Here is a 17,013-nt window from a genome sequence, read left to right as displayed (position 1 = left end):
CTATTGAACTCTGATGCGCGGATTGAGGAACGCGTAGCCGACATCGGAGATGAGCTGTGTGATCAGGACGATAAACACCGAGACCAGCGAGCAGCCGAGCAGAAGATCGATGTCGTTGTTGCCGGCAGCCTCGACCAGCGTGTAGCCGAAACCCTGGTAGCGGAACATCACCTCGACGATAACGACACCGGTGAGCAGCCAGGGAAACTGCAGCATGATGACCGTGAACGGTGCGATCAGCGCGTTGCGCAGAGCGTGCTTTATCACCACGCTGCCGAAGGAGAGGCCCTTCAGCCGGGCGGTTCGGATATATTGCTGTGTCATCACCTCCACCATCGAGGCGCGGGTCATGCGGGCGATGTAGCCGATGCCGTAGATCGCCAGCGTCATTACCGGCAAGGTGAAATTGTAGAAGGTGATGCCCTGGCTGGCCGAGGCCGCCGAACCGTTCAGCACGCCGAGCCAGGAGGCGAAGATCACGGTGAAGATGACGCCCGAAACGTATTCGGGCGTCGCCGTCGAGGCGATCGAAGCCACCGACAATGTACGGTCGGTGCGTGAGCCCTCGCGCATGCCGGCGAGAATGCCGATCAAAAGCGAGACCGGCACCATCACGGCCAGCACGCAGAGCATCAGGATGCCGGTGGCGCTGAGCGCCGGGAAGAGTTTCGAAGCGACCGTCGTCTTGAACTTCGTCGAGCAACCGAAATCGCCTTGCAGGATGCCGGAGAATGTCGGCACGACCGGATCGTTGCAGAAGGAGAAACGCTGTGCGGGCTTGCCGGTCGCCGGGTCGATCACCGGCTGCTTTGGCATGATGCCCAGCCATTGGCCGTAGCGGACAAAGAAATTCTGCCGATAGCCATGGTTGACCAGCCAGGCCTCAAGCTGCTCGGCGGATGTGTGCATTTCGGTCTGGCTGATCGCCAGCTTCTTCAGATTGGGCCCGAGATTGACCAGGAAGAAGACGATCATCGTCAGGCACAGCATCGTCAATGCCATGGTGCCGAGACGCCTGATAACGAAAGAAAGCATGGCGGTCCCCTGCCGGTCGGGTTGGGGGTTGGAACCGGTTTGCAAGCCGCCCTGCCGCCAGCGGCAGAACAAGCCTTCAGACCAGTCCCAGATGCAATACCCTTTTTATTGCAGACCCCGGCCGAAGAGTCCGCAACTTTTTGCTGCGCCGACTTCCGGTCCATGGATCATGCAAAGAGCGACGGAAAGGGGCGAGACGCCCCTTTCCGGATCGTCCGGTCAGGCCTGCTCGAGCCAGACCTTGCCATAGTCGCGCTCGAAGGTCGGGTGCATCTTGTAGTTCTGCACCGCCTTGACCGAATGGCTGTAGAGCTTGCGCCAATAAGGCTGGATGATAATGCCGGAATCCAGCAGGATCTGCTCGATGTCCTTCATCATTTCCTTGCGCTTGGCGGCGTCGGCGACTGCGAGCGCAGCATTGAGCTTGGCATCCCACTCCGGATTCGACCAGGCCGTCTCGTTCCAGGCTTCACCTGTGCGATAGCCGATCGCCAGAACCTGGACGCCGAGCGGCCGCATGTTCCAGTTGGTCATCGACAGCGGATACTTCGTCCAGTCGTTCCAGAAGGTCGAACCCGGCAGCACGGTACGCTTCACCTTGATGCCGGCGTCGCGCATCTGCGCGGCGATCGCATCGCCTGTATTCTTGTGCCAGTCCTCGTCGACCGTGATCAGCTCGTGCTCGAAATCGGCCTGGCCGGCTTCCGCCATCAGCGCCTTCGCCTTTGCCGGGTCGCGAGCAATCTTCGGCAGTTCGTAGTATTCCGGATGGATCGGGGCGACATGGTGGTTTTCGGCAACCGTGCCGGCATTGCCGTAGCCGAGCTGGAGGACGACATTGTTGTCGACCGCGAGCTGCAGGGCGTTGCGAACCTTCTGGTCGCCGTAAGGCTTGTTGGTCACATTGGTGCGGCAGACGATCGTCGAGGCGGTGACAATCTCCGACTTCACCAGGTCCATGCCGTCGAGGATTGACACATAGTCGGCCGACGTCTCGAAGTTGGTGTGCACCTCGCCTGCTTCGAAGGCGCTGACCATGGCCGCCGGATCGGTGCCGTAGTCGATGAACTCGATGCCGTCGAGGAAGACGTCACCATCCCACCATTTGTTATCTTCGCGGCGCTTGTAAACCACTTTCTGGCCGACATCGTAGGAGACCAGCTCGAACGGCCCAGTGCCGATCGGGCAGGACTTGAAGTCGCCGCCTTTTTCATCGAACGTCTTGTGGACGATGAGCCCGGGATAGTCGCACACGTTGGGAATGAGGGCGATATCCGGCTTGCTGAGCGTCAGCTTGATCGTGTGGTCGTCGACCTTGGTCACCGCGCTCTCATCCAGCTTGTCGTCCTTGACCAGCGAACCGAGGCGACCCGGCATGGAATTGCCTTCGGCCTTCTTGTCGGCCCAACGCTTGAGGTTGAAGATGACGTCGTCTGCGGTGAACGGATCGCCGTTGTTCCAGGTGACGCCTTTGCGCACATGCAGCGTGTATTCGGTAGCGTCGTCATTCACGTCCCAGCTCTCCAGCAGATAGGGGCGGAATGTGTATTCGGTGGTATATTTGACCAGCGGCTCGAGCGCCTGGCGCTCGGCATTGGCGATTTCCGACCAGTCGGACTTGCGCGGATCCTTCGGATCCTTGATCCATTGCGCGACCTTCAACACGCCGCCTTTCTTGCCCTGGACCTCTTCCGCCTTGGCCGGCGTCGGGTCTGCAAGGCCAAGCATGCCATAGGCCATCGCCGTCGAGGCTCCGAAGACGCTGGCGAGAGCCAGAAATTCGCGACGATCCATCTTGCCTGCCTTGGCGTCTTCGGCCATGGCCAGGATGTGATCGGGAACGCGGTCGCCGTTACTCTTGTAGATCGTCATGACTAACTCCCATTGTTGGCTTTCTGCCTTTTAACATTCCGCATCCGCGCCATGATGTCAAAGACGGCACGGATTGGGAACATGCCAAGGAATGTGCAACTTTGAAAGCAGGGCGGTTCGCGCGATAGCGACAGTCTTGGCGCAAATTTGCTACTGCGCCAGGGATTTCGCCCGAAATCTCCACGGACAATTAACCCGGGACATTCGCTGCTGCGCCGCTCGTTCTTCGGGCAACCAGTTGTTCTGCGCGAACGCCCGGTTTCAATATTCGCGTTCGTAGAAAACACCGCCTTTGGCTTCGCCGGCGTCGGTTGCCTCGCCACGCAGCTTGACGCCGCGCCCAACGTCGAGATCGACGGTTGCCTTGCCCGAGCCCGGCCTGTCGCCCTTCTGGATCGTCACGTAGGTGCGGTCGTTGAGATACTTGCCCGCCGAGACGGCGGTGCCGCCCTCTTCGTCGGTGATCACGTCGAGATCGTCGACGCCGATCGCGCTGCGCAGGTTCTGCAGCAGGGAGGTCGAGCCGCCGACGCCGGCCAGTTGTCCGGCAGCTTCGGCAAGCTGAGCGATCTGCAGCGGCGACAGGTTCGACATCGAACGGCCGAAGATCAGCTGCGCCAGCACCTCGTCCTCCGGCAGCGCCGGTACCGAGGAGAAGGTGAATTTCGGGTTGGTCGCCTCGCCCGACACCACGATGGTCACGGTGGCGCTGGTCGTCTTCGATTGCGCCGTGAGGTTGAGGTAGGGCACCAGAGAGCCGGAAAAGCCGACCGTGCCTTCGGTGAAGGTCAGCCGTTTGGCAAGGATCGTCAGCCGCCCTCGCCGCAAGGTGAAGGTGCCGACCGCCTGGGGTGACGATGCCGGGCCTGTCAGCCGCAGCGAACCGCCGAGCTCGGCGTCGACGCCCCTGCCCTGGATGAAGATCTGGCTCGGCGCATTGACCGTGACGTCGAGATTGAGGCCGCTGCCGCCGCCACCGCTGCTTGCAGCGGCCGGGCGCAACGCCTTGTCCTGCGCACGCACGGCGGCCGGCGCATTCTTGTGCTTTACGTTGAGCTCGGCCAGCGAGCCGGGCAGCTTTTCGGGTACGGTGATGACGGTCTTGGCCAGGTTGACGGTACCGGAAATCACCGGCGCGGAGGTGAGCGGCCCCTTAACGGTCAGGTCGCCGCCAAGATTGGCGGTGACTACCTTGCCGTCGGTATAGCGGCCGTCGACGAGCTTGATCGACAGATCGGCCGGAAAACCCTTAGCCGGATCGATGCCGACGGTGCCGCTGGCCGAAAGGCTGCCGCGCGTCGACAGCGTGCCGGTCAGTCGATTGATCCTTGCCACGCCGCCACCGACGGCGACATCGGCAGTGATATCGTTGATCGCAAGCCCCGAACGCGCGTCGAGAAGGCGGGCGCCTGACGTGCGGACCGTGCCTGAGATCACCGGCGACGTTGCCGGGCCGCGTACCTGTATATCGACGTCGGCCGTGCCGCTCAAGGACAAGCCTTGCGCGGCGAGTGTCCTGGTGAGGAAGGCGAACGGCACCTTGCCGGAAAAGTTGAGATCAAGGGTGGGCGCGCCTGATGTCGTCATCGTGCCGCCGCCCTTGAGGCCGAGGCCGGCGGCATCGCTCATGTTGGCGTCAAAGGTCAGTCTGTTGCCCGAATAGGTACCTGAGGATGAAACGCCCATGGCGCCGAAGCCTGCACCACGGGTCTGCGACGTCTGAACGCCTGCTGCATCGATCTTGAAGGCAACGGCCGGATTGGCCGGCGCACCCGTCACCTTCACCGTGCCCGAGATGGAACCGGCGGCATCGAGGCCCGGCGAAAAACCGTTGGCTATCGAGATCGGGACGCGGGCCAGCGTCGCGTTGAGGTCGAGCGCCTGCCCAGCTTTGCCCGTGACCGTCGCCGTGCCGCCGCCGAGGTTGAGCACCAGCCTGTCGAAGCTGGGCACTCCATTGGCGATGTTGATGGTCGAGGCCTGGGCGATAGCCGCCTTGATGCCGCGGATGGTCGCCTCGCCGGAGGCAAGTTCGACCGTCGTCGTGCCCTTGACCGCCTTGACCCGCCCACCGGCTTTCAGCGGAATATCCTTGACAGTGGCGCCACCGGAAAAACCGGTCCATTCGCCGTCGCGCTTCAGATCGACGTCGACGCCACGGATAACCGTGCCGCCAGAGGTGACGCTGTCGGCACGAATTTTTCCCGAGATCACTGGTGCCGCCAGATAGTTGGCGATCAGCGCATCGATGGTCACGGCCTTGGCCGAGACATCGCCGCGCGAGATCGAGCCCGTCATCGCCTTGACGGCGACCTGCGGCACGGCGCCCGCCTTGGAGAAGGCGATAGTGCCGCGCACATCGCCATCGGCCTTTTCCAGTGCCAGGGCAGCAAGCGGACCGATATCGGGCAGGTCAAGTGCCACCGTGCCGACCGGGACGAAGGCATCGTCAAGCGCCAGGTCGCCGGAAATACGGTTCTTGCCCAGCGACAGCAAAAGCCCATTGATGGCGCGTTTGCCGTCGGATGTCGCCAGCACGGCGCTGCCCTGCAGCGGTTGACCCGCGACGTTTCCGGTGAGTTGCACATTCGCAGCCGGGTTGGCGGCATCAGCCTTGCCTGTGGCAGTAAGCTTCAGGCCAGTGATCTCGCGCGCCGCGACCGAAAGCCTGTCGCTGTTGACAGTCAGCGACAGATCCGGCGCGGTACTGGCGCCTTGCGCATTCAGCGCGAAAGAGATGGCGCCTTTGGCGTCCTTGGATACCAGCGAGACGTCGCCCAGCGCGCCTTTGACGTCGGCGCTGAGCTTGTTGTCGGCAAGGCTCGCCTGCCCGTCTGCCGTCAGCGAACCGGACGACAGCCTGACGGCGTTGGCGGCGACATTGCCGTTGGCGTCTCGCTTCAGCGCGGCACTGAGTTGTGTTCGCTCGGCGAGCACGCCACGTACCGCCGCCGGCAGCGCCGCCGACGCGGCATCCGCCTTGAGATTTAGATCGATGGCGCCGTCGGCCAGCGAGACCCGCCCGTTGAAGCCGCTGTTCAACGCGTCGCTGGTCACGGTGCCGCTATCGATGATGACAGCGTCGGCGGCAAGGCTGCCGGCGAGTTTGGCACTGACCTTGCCGGCGATCAGCGGTGCGACTGTCGGATTGTCGAGGCCGATTTTTTCGGCGATCACCGAGCCGGAGATCGGCCCGCTCCGGGCTTTCACGTCGAAGCGATCGGAGTGCAGCGCCAGCGTGATGCCCTCGACCTTAGCCAGATTGGTGGCGGCCGATGGCAGTGTCGCGGAGATGTCGAGCTTCGGCTGCGTGCCCTGCCCGGCCGCCTTTAGCGATATCGCCTGCAGCTCGAGCTTGATCGGGCTTGCCTTGCTGCCAAGCGACAGCGGCAGGCTCGGACCGGTCGAGGCGAGGTCGAGCGAGAAATCGCTGGCGCCGTTCGGATTGACGGTGCCGGCTGCCTTGCCGGAGATTTTCTCGCCGGCAAGCGTCGCCTGCTCGATGGCCAGGCCGCTGGCCGGCGAGAAGCGGCCTGCCGCATCGAGATCGAGCGGCCCGAGCCCGGCCCGCCGGGTCTGGCTGGTTTCGGCGCCGCTGAGCCGGGCGTTGAAGCGGATGTCGGGGGCAGCCGACGATCCCGTGACCTGCGCGGTGCCGCTGAGCGCGCCCACGGCATCGAGACCCGGTGAGAAATCATTGGCAAGCGATGCCGGGACCGCCGACAAGGTGGCAGCGAGATCGAGCGTCTGGCCAGCCGTACCCGACACGGCAACCGAACCGCCGCCGACACCGAGTGCCAGGTTCTCTATGCTCACGATGCCATTGGCGATTGTCAGCGCCGACGGCTGTGTGATCGCTGCCCTGATGCCGCGGATGATTGCCTCGCCCGAGGCAAGCTCGATAGCGGTGATGCCGTTCGCGATCCTGACCCGCCCGGCCGCGCTGGCCGGAATGCCGGCGACCGTGGCGCCGCCGCTAAAGCCGGTCCAGTCGCCATCGCGCTTCAGGTCGACATCGATGCCGCTGATCACCGTGGTTCCCGAGGTGATCGTGTCGGCTTTGACCTTGCCGGCGATCGCCGGGGCTTTGAGATAATTGGCGACCAGCGCGTTGACGGCGATTGTCTTGGCCGCCAGTTCGCCGCGCGAAATCGCGGTGCTCGTCGCATCGATCGCGACCGTCGGTGCTCCATTGTCGTTGGCGAAGCGGATCGTGCCACGCACGTCGCCGGCTAGCGTTTGGCCGGCAAGTCTGGCCAGCGGGGCAATATCGGCGGCATCGAGGGCCAACGTGCCGAGCGGCAGCAGGCCGTCGTCGAGCCCGAGGTCGCCGGAGACCTTGTTGTCGGCCAGCGAGACGGCAAGTCCATTGATGGAGCGCTTGCCGTCGGTTGTGACCAGCGATGCCTTGAGGTCGAGCGGCTGGTCGTCGACCGAGCCGGTCAGCGAGACATCGGCGGCGGGACTGGCGATATCGGCCTTGCCGCGCGCGCTCAGCTTGATCTGCTTCACCGCATGGCCGGACGCCGTCAGGCTGTCGCTGCTGGCCGAAACCGAGAAGTCCGGCGCGGTGCGCGCACCGCTTGCGGTCAGCGCGAAATCGACTGCGCCGCCGACCTTCGCGCCAACCAGCGGCGACAGCACCGACACGTCGCCGAGCGTTCCTTTGATATCGGCTCGGATATCGGTGCCCTGCGCGCTGGCGGTGCCGCTGGCGTTGAGCGTGCCGGAGGTGAGCTGCAATGCATTGGCGGCAAACGCACCGTCCGGGTCGCGGGTCGCGGTTGCGGAAAACTGCACGCGTTGGCCGAGAACCGAACTGACCTGCGGCGGCAGCGCCGTCGAAGCCGCGTCGGCATTCATCTTGAGCGTCATCGACAGATCGGCCAGCACCACGGTGGCCGTTACGGACGCATTGAGCGCGTCGCTGCGCAGCGTGCCTTGGTCGACGATAATCTGTTCCTTGCTGACGGAGCCGGCGAGACCGGCGCTGACCCTGCCCGTTATCAGCGGCGCCAACGTCGCAACGTCGGTGTTCAGGCCGGCCGCCGTCAGCTTGATGGTGACAGGCCCGCTACGGTTCTGGATGTCGAAACCATCGGAATGCACTTGCCCGATCAGGTCGTCCACCCGCGTGCCGCCAGCCACCACCGAGACCAGCGACGCGCCGATATCCACCATCGGCGCCTTGCCATCGCCGAAAGCGCGGGCCGTGGCGTCCTTGATCGCCACGGTTATCGGCTGCGCCTCGCTGCCGAGGCTGAGCACGATAGGCGGCCCCTTTGCGGCGAGCTTAACGGAAAGATCGCTGGCACCGTTCGGATCGACAGTGCCGACGGCCGTCGCGTGCACGGCATCGCTGTCGATATTGGCGCGCTCCACGTCAACGCCGCCGGCCGCGGTCGCTGTGCCGGCGAGGTCGAAGCTGGTCTTGCCGGCAAACAGCGGCTTCAGATTTTCGGGCAGGAAGCGCTCGAATTCGCCGTCACCCTTGGCCTCGACATAATGACCCTTGTCCGTGAGCTGATGACGACCGGTAAGCTGGGTGACGATCCGGCGATCGACGACAAAGGTCCCGATGCCATTCCAGTTGGCGAGCGGTCCGGTGCCGGAAACGACAATCTCGACCGGCGGCGCGCCCGGCAACTTGAGCAGGTTGGCGATGATGCCGCCGGCCGGCTCGGATGCCCTCAAGTCGAGGTCGAGCTTGTTGTCGGCCGGCGCGAATTGGGCTTTGGCGTCGACCGTGCCTTGCTTGCCGTCATGGCGAACGATGTTGAGATTGGTCTCGATCGCCAACGGCGAGGCATCCGCCTTGAGCGCTCCCTTGGCTGCGAGCTCGGCAACACCGCTGCCGGCCAGAGCCTGCCCGAGTGCGATTTCGGGAAGGTCGAGCTGCTTGACATCGATGGAAACCGGCAGCGTGGTCGCCCCGCTTTGGCGCGGCTGTGTATTGGCCACCGGCAGCCTTGCCAACTCGATACGCTCGGCCCCAATGCGATCGGCGCTGAAGCTCTTCGACAGGAGTGCCAGCGGCGACCAGTCGACGGCCACCTTGCGCGCCACCATCCAGGCGCCTTCGCGATCCTCCAGAACGACATGATCGACCCTCAGCGCGCCCGACCAGATACCGTCGATGCCGACGACAGTGACCTTGCGATCACTGGTCGAGGCCATGGTCGAGATGATGCCGGCAAGGTTTTCGCGCCCGCGCTCGGTTTTGGTCAGCACGACGAGCGCCCCCACCGCCGCTGCCACGACAATGAGCAGCGTGTAGAAAAGGATACGAAGGATGCGCCTGAATATTGCCATCAGAATGCCTGGCCGATGCCGGCATAAATGCCGAAATGAGGATCGTCGGGGCCGCGGTTGAGCGGCACTGCCGCGTCGATGCGCAGCGGCCCGAACGCCGTCAGATAGCGCAAGCCTACACCCGCGCCGACCTTCATGCCCGAAAAATCGGGAACCTGCCTCGTCGACACCGTGCCGGCATCGACGAACGGCACGACGCCGATCTTGTCGGTGACGGCGATGCGCAGCTCGACCGAGGTCTCGAAAAAGGAAAGCCCGCCGATCGGCTCTCCATTGCTGTCCTTCGGGCCGATGCCTTGATAGGCATAGCCGCGCACCGAACCGCCGCCGCCTGAGTAGAAGCGGCGATCTGCCGGAACATCTTGAAGACTGGCGCCGATGATAGAGCCGATGGCGACACGTTCGGCGAAAACGAATTTCGAGGCCGAATCGAGCGACTGGTAGGCCGACCCCTCGCCCTTCAGCTTGACGAAGGCAGCCCCGCTCAAAATGTCGTAGCTCGGCTCGGCATAGGCCAGCACCCTGAAGCCCCGGGTCGGATTGAGCTTGCTGTCGCGATTGTCGTAGACATATTGCAGTGGAATGCTGGCGATCAGATAGGTGTGCTTGCCGAAAGCGTCGTGGATCCTCGAATAATCCAGCGCGACTTGCGCGGAAACCGTCTGCTTCTTGTCGAGTTCGTAGGATAGGCCGGTACTGCCCTTGACCGAGAAATGGTCATAGGCGTCGGGGTGCTCCAGCACAGCATTGACGCTGGCAATGAATTTCGACGCCGGCCCGACCACGCCCGGCTTTTCGAACATGACGCCGGCATTGTAATTGAGCTGGGTCAAGTCGTTGCTGCCGATGCCGCTGATCTTGCCGTCGATGCGCAGCTTTTCGGCGCGGCCAAACAGATTGCGATGCCCCCAATAGCCTTCGAGGCCCAGCCCTTCGGTGTTTGAGAAGCTGCCGCCAATGCCGAAATAGCGCGGCTTGCGTTCGCTGACCTGGACACCGATCGGGACGTTGCCCTCGGCGTCGAGGGCGTCGGCTTCCTTCACCGTCACGCTGTTGAAGACCTCGAGGCCGAGCAGCCGGTCGCGTGCATCGTCGATCTCATCGGGCGAATACTGGCGGCCACGCTTCAGGCCGGTCATATATTCGGTGAAGTCGCGGTCGACCTTTTCGGTGCCCTCGACAGTGGTGTCGCCATAGCCGGCGACCGGGCCGGCCGCGACGGTGAGCGTCACGTCGAGCGTCGAACCGGCGTGCTCGGCGACGATCTCGCGGCCCGTCACCTTGGCCAGCGGCCTGCCTTCTTGCTTGAGTGCCCGCACGATCGCCGCCTCGGCCTTGAGCACGGCGCCCGAACTGGCGTCACCGCCGGCGATCAGACCGAAATCGGCACTTGCCAGCCCCGCTGCATCGCCTTTCAGTCTGATGTTGCCAAGCGTGAATTTCGGCCCGGCCGCTATGCTTATCACCACCGGAATCGGCTGCGGGCCGGAAAACTCGGCATCGGGCGGCAGACCGTCGAGCGGCTTGCCTTGAATGGTGATGGTGACGACACCCTCGTAGCGCGCGTCCGCGTAGAGCGCGGCGACAAGTTGCTCACGGTCGCTGCGCGCCTTGGCCAAAAGACCCAGCGAACCTGATACCGGGTGTTCCTCGTCGGCTTTCAGCGCCGAGGCGTTTTCGAGCTTCTCGGCGAGATCCTTGTCGGCGTCGGGCGTCTCGATCGTCACGGCATAGCGCAGCGGGTCGACGATCTCGGCATCTTCGTCCTTCGACGATCCCCATAGCTTGATGCCGAAAATCTCGAAGGCTGCCGCATTTCCGGTCTCGACAATAAGTGCCGCCGAGCACAGCAAGGCGAAAAGCAGGGCGCGCAAAAGCGCGCGCCGTGGCGCGGTTCCTCCCGACATCTGCCTTTCATACGCCGGCATTACGCTCCTAGCCTAGCTCGCAAACCTAAAATTGGAATGAAGTTCTGAAGCACTCGTAAAGGGGCCACAATCCAATTGCTGAAATAGACAGGGCTTGGAACTCACACCTTCTGCGTCGCCGCAAGAAAGCGTGATCCCCTGTCCTATGGAGCTACTACCGGTCATCGGCCGGAAAGCAAACCGTTGGCAGGCGGATCCTGCCGCGTCCTGATGTTGACAAGCGCGACTGAAGCTTGAAGATTTCTGGACGTCAGCACTTGTCTGGAGGGGTTTATGGCAATGCGCGCGGCTCGTGGTCTATCGATTCTTTTCCTTCTCTTTTTTGCCTGGAGCGGTGTCGCGCAAGCGGCCGAAGCCCGGCGGGTGGTGACATCGGACAATTCCGACTATTTTGGTTTCGATCTCAGATCCGACCAGAATGTCAGCCTCGACCAGTGCAAGACCACCTGCCTCGGCGACCCGGCCTGCCGCGCCTTCACCTACAATCTCAAGGCCAAATGGTGCTTCCTTAAATCCGATTACAACTCGTTGAAACCCTTCAGCGGCGCCGTCGCCGGCAAGGTCGTCAACATCGATGGCGATCCCGACATCGGCGCGCCACCCGAACTGGCCTTCTTCCCGAACTGGATGGCAGACCAGGCCCAGCAATACCGCAACAAGCTCACTGGCCCGACCTACACCAAGCCGACCGAGGGGCTGACGGCGCTGAGCGCCGCCGCCGAACAGTCGGCGCTGACGGGCGATCATCGCTCGGCCATGCACAAATACGAGGCGGCGGTTTCGGTGTTGCCTGACAATGGCCAGCTTTGGCTCGAGCTGGCGCGCGAAACGCTTGCCGTTCATCCGACCGCCAACAGTTCGGAGCCGTCGATGCTGCCGGCGAACGCCACTTCCGCCGCCTTCAATGCCTACAAATTGCTGCGCACCACCAAGACGCGCGCCGACGTCCTGGCGCTGCTCGGGGACGGCCTTGATCGCCGCGATCTCTACAGGCCGGCCCTGCAGGCCTACGAGGCGAGCCTCGCTCTCGTCAATTCGCCGGCAGTCAGGGCCGCCTACCAGGATCTCAAGGCCCGCAAGGGTTTCCGCGTCATAGATCATACCGTCGATGCCGACACCAGCGCGCCACGCATCTGCGCGCAGTTCTCCGAGGAGCTGGTCAAGACCGGTGTCGACTACTCGCAGTTCGTTACTGTCGACAACGCCGCTCCCAAGGGCGTCGAAGCCAAGGACAAGCAGATCTGCGTCGAAGGGCTCGAGCACGGCCAACATTATGACGTGACCTTCCGCGCCGGCCTGCCGGCCGCCATTGGCGAGGTCACCGCGGCACCGGTGGTTCTGTCGATCTACGTGCAGGACCGCGCGCCTTCGGCCCGCTTCACCGGCGACAGCTTCGTGCTGCCCGCCGGCGCACGCCGCGGCATACCGGTCGTCACCGTCAACATGAATGCCGCCGAAATGAAGCTCTTCCGCATCGGCGACCGCTCGCTGGCCCAACTTCTGTCGGGATATCAGTTCCTGCGCCAGCTTGACGGCTACGACATTTCGAACATCTCCGAACAGATGGGCGAGCCGGTCTGGCAGGGCCAGCTCGACATCGCCAACGATCTCAACAAGGAAGTCACCACCTCCTTCCCAATCGATGAGGCGTTGCCGAAGCGCAAGCCCGGCGTCTATGTGCTGACCGCACAAGCCGTCGACGATCGCAGCGACGACTATGATTCGCACGCCACGCAATGGTTCGTCGTCTCCGATATCGGCCTGTCGACCTATACTGGACAGGATGGACTGAACGTCTTTGCGCGTTCGCTCGCAACCGCCAAGCCGATTGCCGGCGCCGAGCTGACGCTGCTGGCCAGGAACAATGAAATCCTCGGCACCGCGACCACCGACGCGGAAGGGCGGGCGGTGTTCAATCCCGGCCTGACGCGCGGCGACAGCGGCATGGCGCCGGCCGTGCTGATGGCCAAACAGGGCGACGACGATTTCGTCTTCCTCGATATGGGCCGCGCCGGCTTCGACCTGTCCGACCGTGGCGTCGCCGGACGGCCGGCACCTGGCGCGCTCGACGTCTATGCCTGGACCGAGCGCGGCATCTACCGCGCCGGCGAAGATGTCCATGTCGCGGCTCTTGCCCGCGACAGTGCCGCCAAGGCGGTCGAGAACCTGCCGCTGACCTTCATCTTCTCGCGGCCCGACGGCGTCGAGGACCGCCGCATCGTCAGCGACGGCGCGTCGGCCGGCGGTCACGCGGTCGACCTGCCGCTGGAACCCAACGCCATGCGCGGCACCTGGACGGTGGCGATCCATACCGATCCCAAGCAGGCGGCGGTCGCCAGCCAGATGTTCCTGGTCGAGGACTTCGTACCGGACCGCATCGAGTTCGACCTGTCCTCCGACAAGCAGGAGATCGCCCAGGGCGAGACCGCCAACATTACCGTCGACGGCCGCTTTCTCTACGGCGCGCCGGCCGCAGGCCTCGCGCTTGAAGGCGAATTGACGCTGTCGACCGCCCGCGACTGGGACCGCTTCAAAGGCTATTCCTTCGGTCTCGCCGACGAACAGTCGGCTGAACCGACAGTGACGCCCTTCACCGGCCTGCCGGTGGTCGGCGAGGACGGCAAGGCAACCTTCCCGGTCTCCGTCGATCAATTGCCATCCACCACCAAGCTGGTCGATGCCAAGGTCACTGTCAGGATGCGTGAAAGCGGCGGCCGTGCCGTCGAGCGCTCGCTGAATATCGGCATCCGCCCGCAGGGCCACATGATCGGCATCCGCCCGGATTTCGACGGAGACGAGGTGCCGCAAGGCGGCACGGCCAAGTTCAGCCTGATCGCCGTCGACCCAGACGGCAAGCGTGAGGCGCTGAAGGGCGCACAGTGGTCGTTGGTCAAGGTCGAGCGCAGCTACCAGTGGTATCGCTCGAGCAACTCCTGGAACTATGAGCCGGTCACCTTCACCAAGGCGGTGGCCAACGGCCAGGTCGACCTGAGCGCCGATGGCGAGGCTACGGTGTCGCTGCCGGTCGACTGGGGCCGCTACCGGCTCGAGATCGAGACAGCGGATCCGGAAGGCCCGGCCACCAGCTACGAGTTCGACGCCGGCTGGTATGTCAGTTCCACCACCACCGAAACGCCCGACGGCCTCGAGATCGCCCTCGACAAGGATACCTATGCGGCGGGTGAAGTGGCCAAGCTCAAAGTGTCGCCGCACTTTGCCGGCGAGCTGCTCGTCACCATCGGCGCCGACAAGCTCCTGAAGACCGTCACCGCCAGCGTGCCGGCCGGCGGCAGCACTGTCGACATCCCGGTCGGCGACGACTGGGGCGCCGGCGCCTACGTCACGGCAACGCTATTCAGGCCGGGCGATGCGCAAGAGACACGCATGCCGGCGCGCGCCATCGGCGTCAAATGGCTGAAGCTCGATCCCGGCTCGCGGAAGCTTGCCGTCAGCTTGGCGACGCCGGGCAAGACCATGCCGCGCCAGCAGCTGTCGATCCCGGTCGCCGTTGCCGGCGTGCAGCCCGGCACCAACGCCTATGTCATGGTCGCGGCCGTCGACGTCGGCATCCTCAACCTGACCAACTACAAGGTACCGGATCCGGAGAACTGGTTCTTCGGGCAGCGCATGCTCGGTCTCGAGGTTCGCGACATCTATGGCCGGCTGATCGACGGCTCGCTGGGCACAACCGGTAAGCTGCGCACCGGCGGCGACGGCGCCAACATGCAATCGCAAGGCAGTCCGCCGACCGAAAAGCTGGTCGCCTTCTTCTCCGGCCCGGTCCAGCTTGACGCCGACGGCAAGGCGCAGATCGACTTCGACATTCCGCAGTTCAACGGCACCGTGCGCGTCATGGCCGTCGCCTGGACCAAGGAAGCGGTTGGCCATGCCCAGTCCGACGTCATCGTGCGTGATCCGGTGGTAATCACCGCAGGCCTGCCGCGCTTTCTGGCGCCCGGCGATTCCGCCGTCATGCGGCTCGACGTCGCCGACACCGACGGCCCCGCAGGCGACTACAAGCTGACCGTCAACACGACAGGCGACCTGTCAACCGGCAATGCCGCCTTGCCTGAAAAGCTGACGCTCGCCAAAGGCAAGCGGCAGACACTGACCGTGCCGTTGATTGCGCAGACCGCAGGCAACGCCTCGATCACCATCAGGCTTGCGCATGCCGACGGCACCGCCGTCGAGCAGACGCTCTATGTGCCCGTGCGCCCGGCGCAACTGCCGGTGACCACCCGCATGGTCGTCGACCTCAAGGGCAATGGCGGCGCGCTGCGCGTCGACAAGGAACTGCTGGCGGCAAGCCTGCTCGATGGCGCTTCGGTCAGCGTCGGCGTTTCGCAGGCGGCTGCCTTCGACGTGCCGTCGCTGCTGATGACGCTCGACCGCTATCCCTATGGTTGCGCCGAACAGACCACCAGCCGCGCCATGCCGCTTCTCTACGTCAACGACATGGCTTCCGGCATCGGCATGGCCAGCGACCCCGATCTGCATGGCCGCGTCCAGGACGCCATCTACAAGGTGCTGAGCTACCAGGCATCGGCCGGCAGCTTCGGCCTGTGGGGTCCGGGTTCCGGCGATCTGTGGCTCGACGCCTATGTCACCGATTTCCTGACCCGGGCGCGCGAGCAGAAATATGACGTGCCGGCCTTGGCGATGAACCAGGCGCTGAGCAATCTGCAGAACGCGATCGGCTACGATCAGGACATCCAGGATCGCGGCAGTGAGATCGCCTACGCGCTCTATGTGCTTGCCCGCAACAAGAAGGCCTCGGTCGGCGATCTGCGTTACTATGCCGACACCCAGCTCGAAGCCTTTACCAGCCCGATGGCCGTCGCCCAGCTGGCGGCGTCTCTCGCGCTCTACGGTGACACGCAGCGCTCGGAGGCGACCTTCCAGGCCGCGCTGCAACTGGCCAAGTCGACACCCGAATATGACTATTACCGATCCGACTATGGCTCGCCGCTGCGTGACGGCGCGGCGATCCTGGCGCTTGCCGCGGAAAGCAAGCCGGTTCCGACCATCGTGCCGGCGCTGATCCAGTTGGTGACCAGGGAACGCGCCGACGCCAGGTGGACCAGCACACAGGACGAATCCTGGATGCTGCTGGCGGCCCGCGCGCTGAAGGCAGGCAATGATTCGATCGCGCTGACCGTCAACGATGCACCGCATGCCGGCGGCTATTCGGACCAGATCGCCGGTGGCGACCTGGCCGACAGTCCGCTGACCATCGTTAATACCGGCAGGAATCCGCTACAGGCGGTCGTCACCACTGTGGCCTCGCCGATCCAGCCTCTGCCGGCCGGCAGCAACGGCTTTACCATCAGCCGTACCTACTACAAGCTCGACGGCACAGAGGCCAACGTGACGGAGGTCAAGCAGAACGAACGCTATGTCGTCGTGCTCAAGGTTTACGAGCAGAACACCTGGCCTTCGCGGCTGCTGATCACCGACCTGTTGCCGGCCGGCTTCGAGATCGACAATCCGGGCCTGGTCTCCAGCGCTCAATTGACGAACTTCTCCTGGCTGGCGCAGACCGATGCCGCCCATCTCGAATTCCGCGACGACCGTTTCGTCGCGGCGTTCAATCCCAACGACGGCGACGGCGACCGCAATATAACGCTCGCCTATGTCGTGCGCGCAGTGACGCCGGGCACCTACGCCCACCCGGCAGCAACGATCGAGGACATGTACCGGCCGCAATATTCGGCCCGCACCGCCACCGGCATGATGGAGGTCAAGGCGCCGTAAGGCAAAAAAAGGCCGATAGGAATATGGCGATGGCGCTGCCCCTCATTGCCTTGCCGGGCATTTCTCCCCGTATAGAGACGGGGAGAAAGAGCCATGCGCCGAAGTTTTCGCC

At 64.0% G+C, this 17,013-nt stretch carries 5 protein-coding genes; 1 reads left to right on the top strand and 4 read right to left on the bottom strand.

Annotated features, from left to right (window positions below; genetic code table 11):
* The 4 genes from NKH98_RS25945 to NKH98_RS25930 all read right to left on the bottom strand — a co-directional run bounded on the left by NKH98_RS25945 (position 1) and on the right by NKH98_RS25930 (position 11,147).
* Entirely contained in the window at positions 1-1,035 is a 1,035-nt protein-coding gene (locus NKH98_RS25945) for an ABC transporter permease (RefSeq protein WP_352902825.1), read from the bottom strand.
* A gap of 219 nt (positions 1,036-1,254) precedes the next feature.
* The gene (locus NKH98_RS25940) at positions 1,255-2,907 is read right to left on the bottom strand and encodes an ABC transporter substrate-binding protein (RefSeq protein ID WP_352902822.1); all 1,653 of its coding nucleotides are present in this window, start codon (positions 2,905-2,907) and stop codon (positions 1,255-1,257) included.
* 261 nt (positions 2,908-3,168) lie between these two features.
* Positions 3,169-9,219, bottom strand: coding sequence for a translocation/assembly module TamB domain-containing protein (locus NKH98_RS25935; protein WP_352902819.1), 6,051 nt, complete (start codon positions 9,217-9,219; stop codon positions 3,169-3,171).
* Positions 9,219-11,147, bottom strand: coding sequence for an autotransporter assembly complex protein TamA (locus NKH98_RS25930; protein WP_352902816.1), 1,929 nt, complete (start codon positions 11,145-11,147; stop codon positions 9,219-9,221). Before NKH98_RS25930 ends, NKH98_RS25935 begins: the two co-directional genes overlap by 1 nt.
* Before the next feature lie 273 nt (positions 11,148-11,420).
* On the opposite strand from NKH98_RS25930, the gene NKH98_RS25925 reads away from it, so the two are divergent.
* Positions 11,421-16,901 (top strand): alpha-2-macroglobulin family protein, encoded by a 5,481-nt coding sequence (locus tag NKH98_RS25925; RefSeq protein WP_352902813.1) that lies wholly within the window; start codon positions 11,421-11,423, stop codon positions 16,899-16,901.
* Positions 16,902-17,013 lie beyond the last annotated feature (112 nt).

The organism is Mesorhizobium sp. M0833 (assembly GCF_040319905.1).
GTDB lineage: Bacteria > Pseudomonadota > Alphaproteobacteria > Rhizobiales > Rhizobiaceae > Mesorhizobium.
Note: the sequence above shows the minus strand (reverse complement) of the source record. Positions and strands in the feature narration are given on the sequence as shown.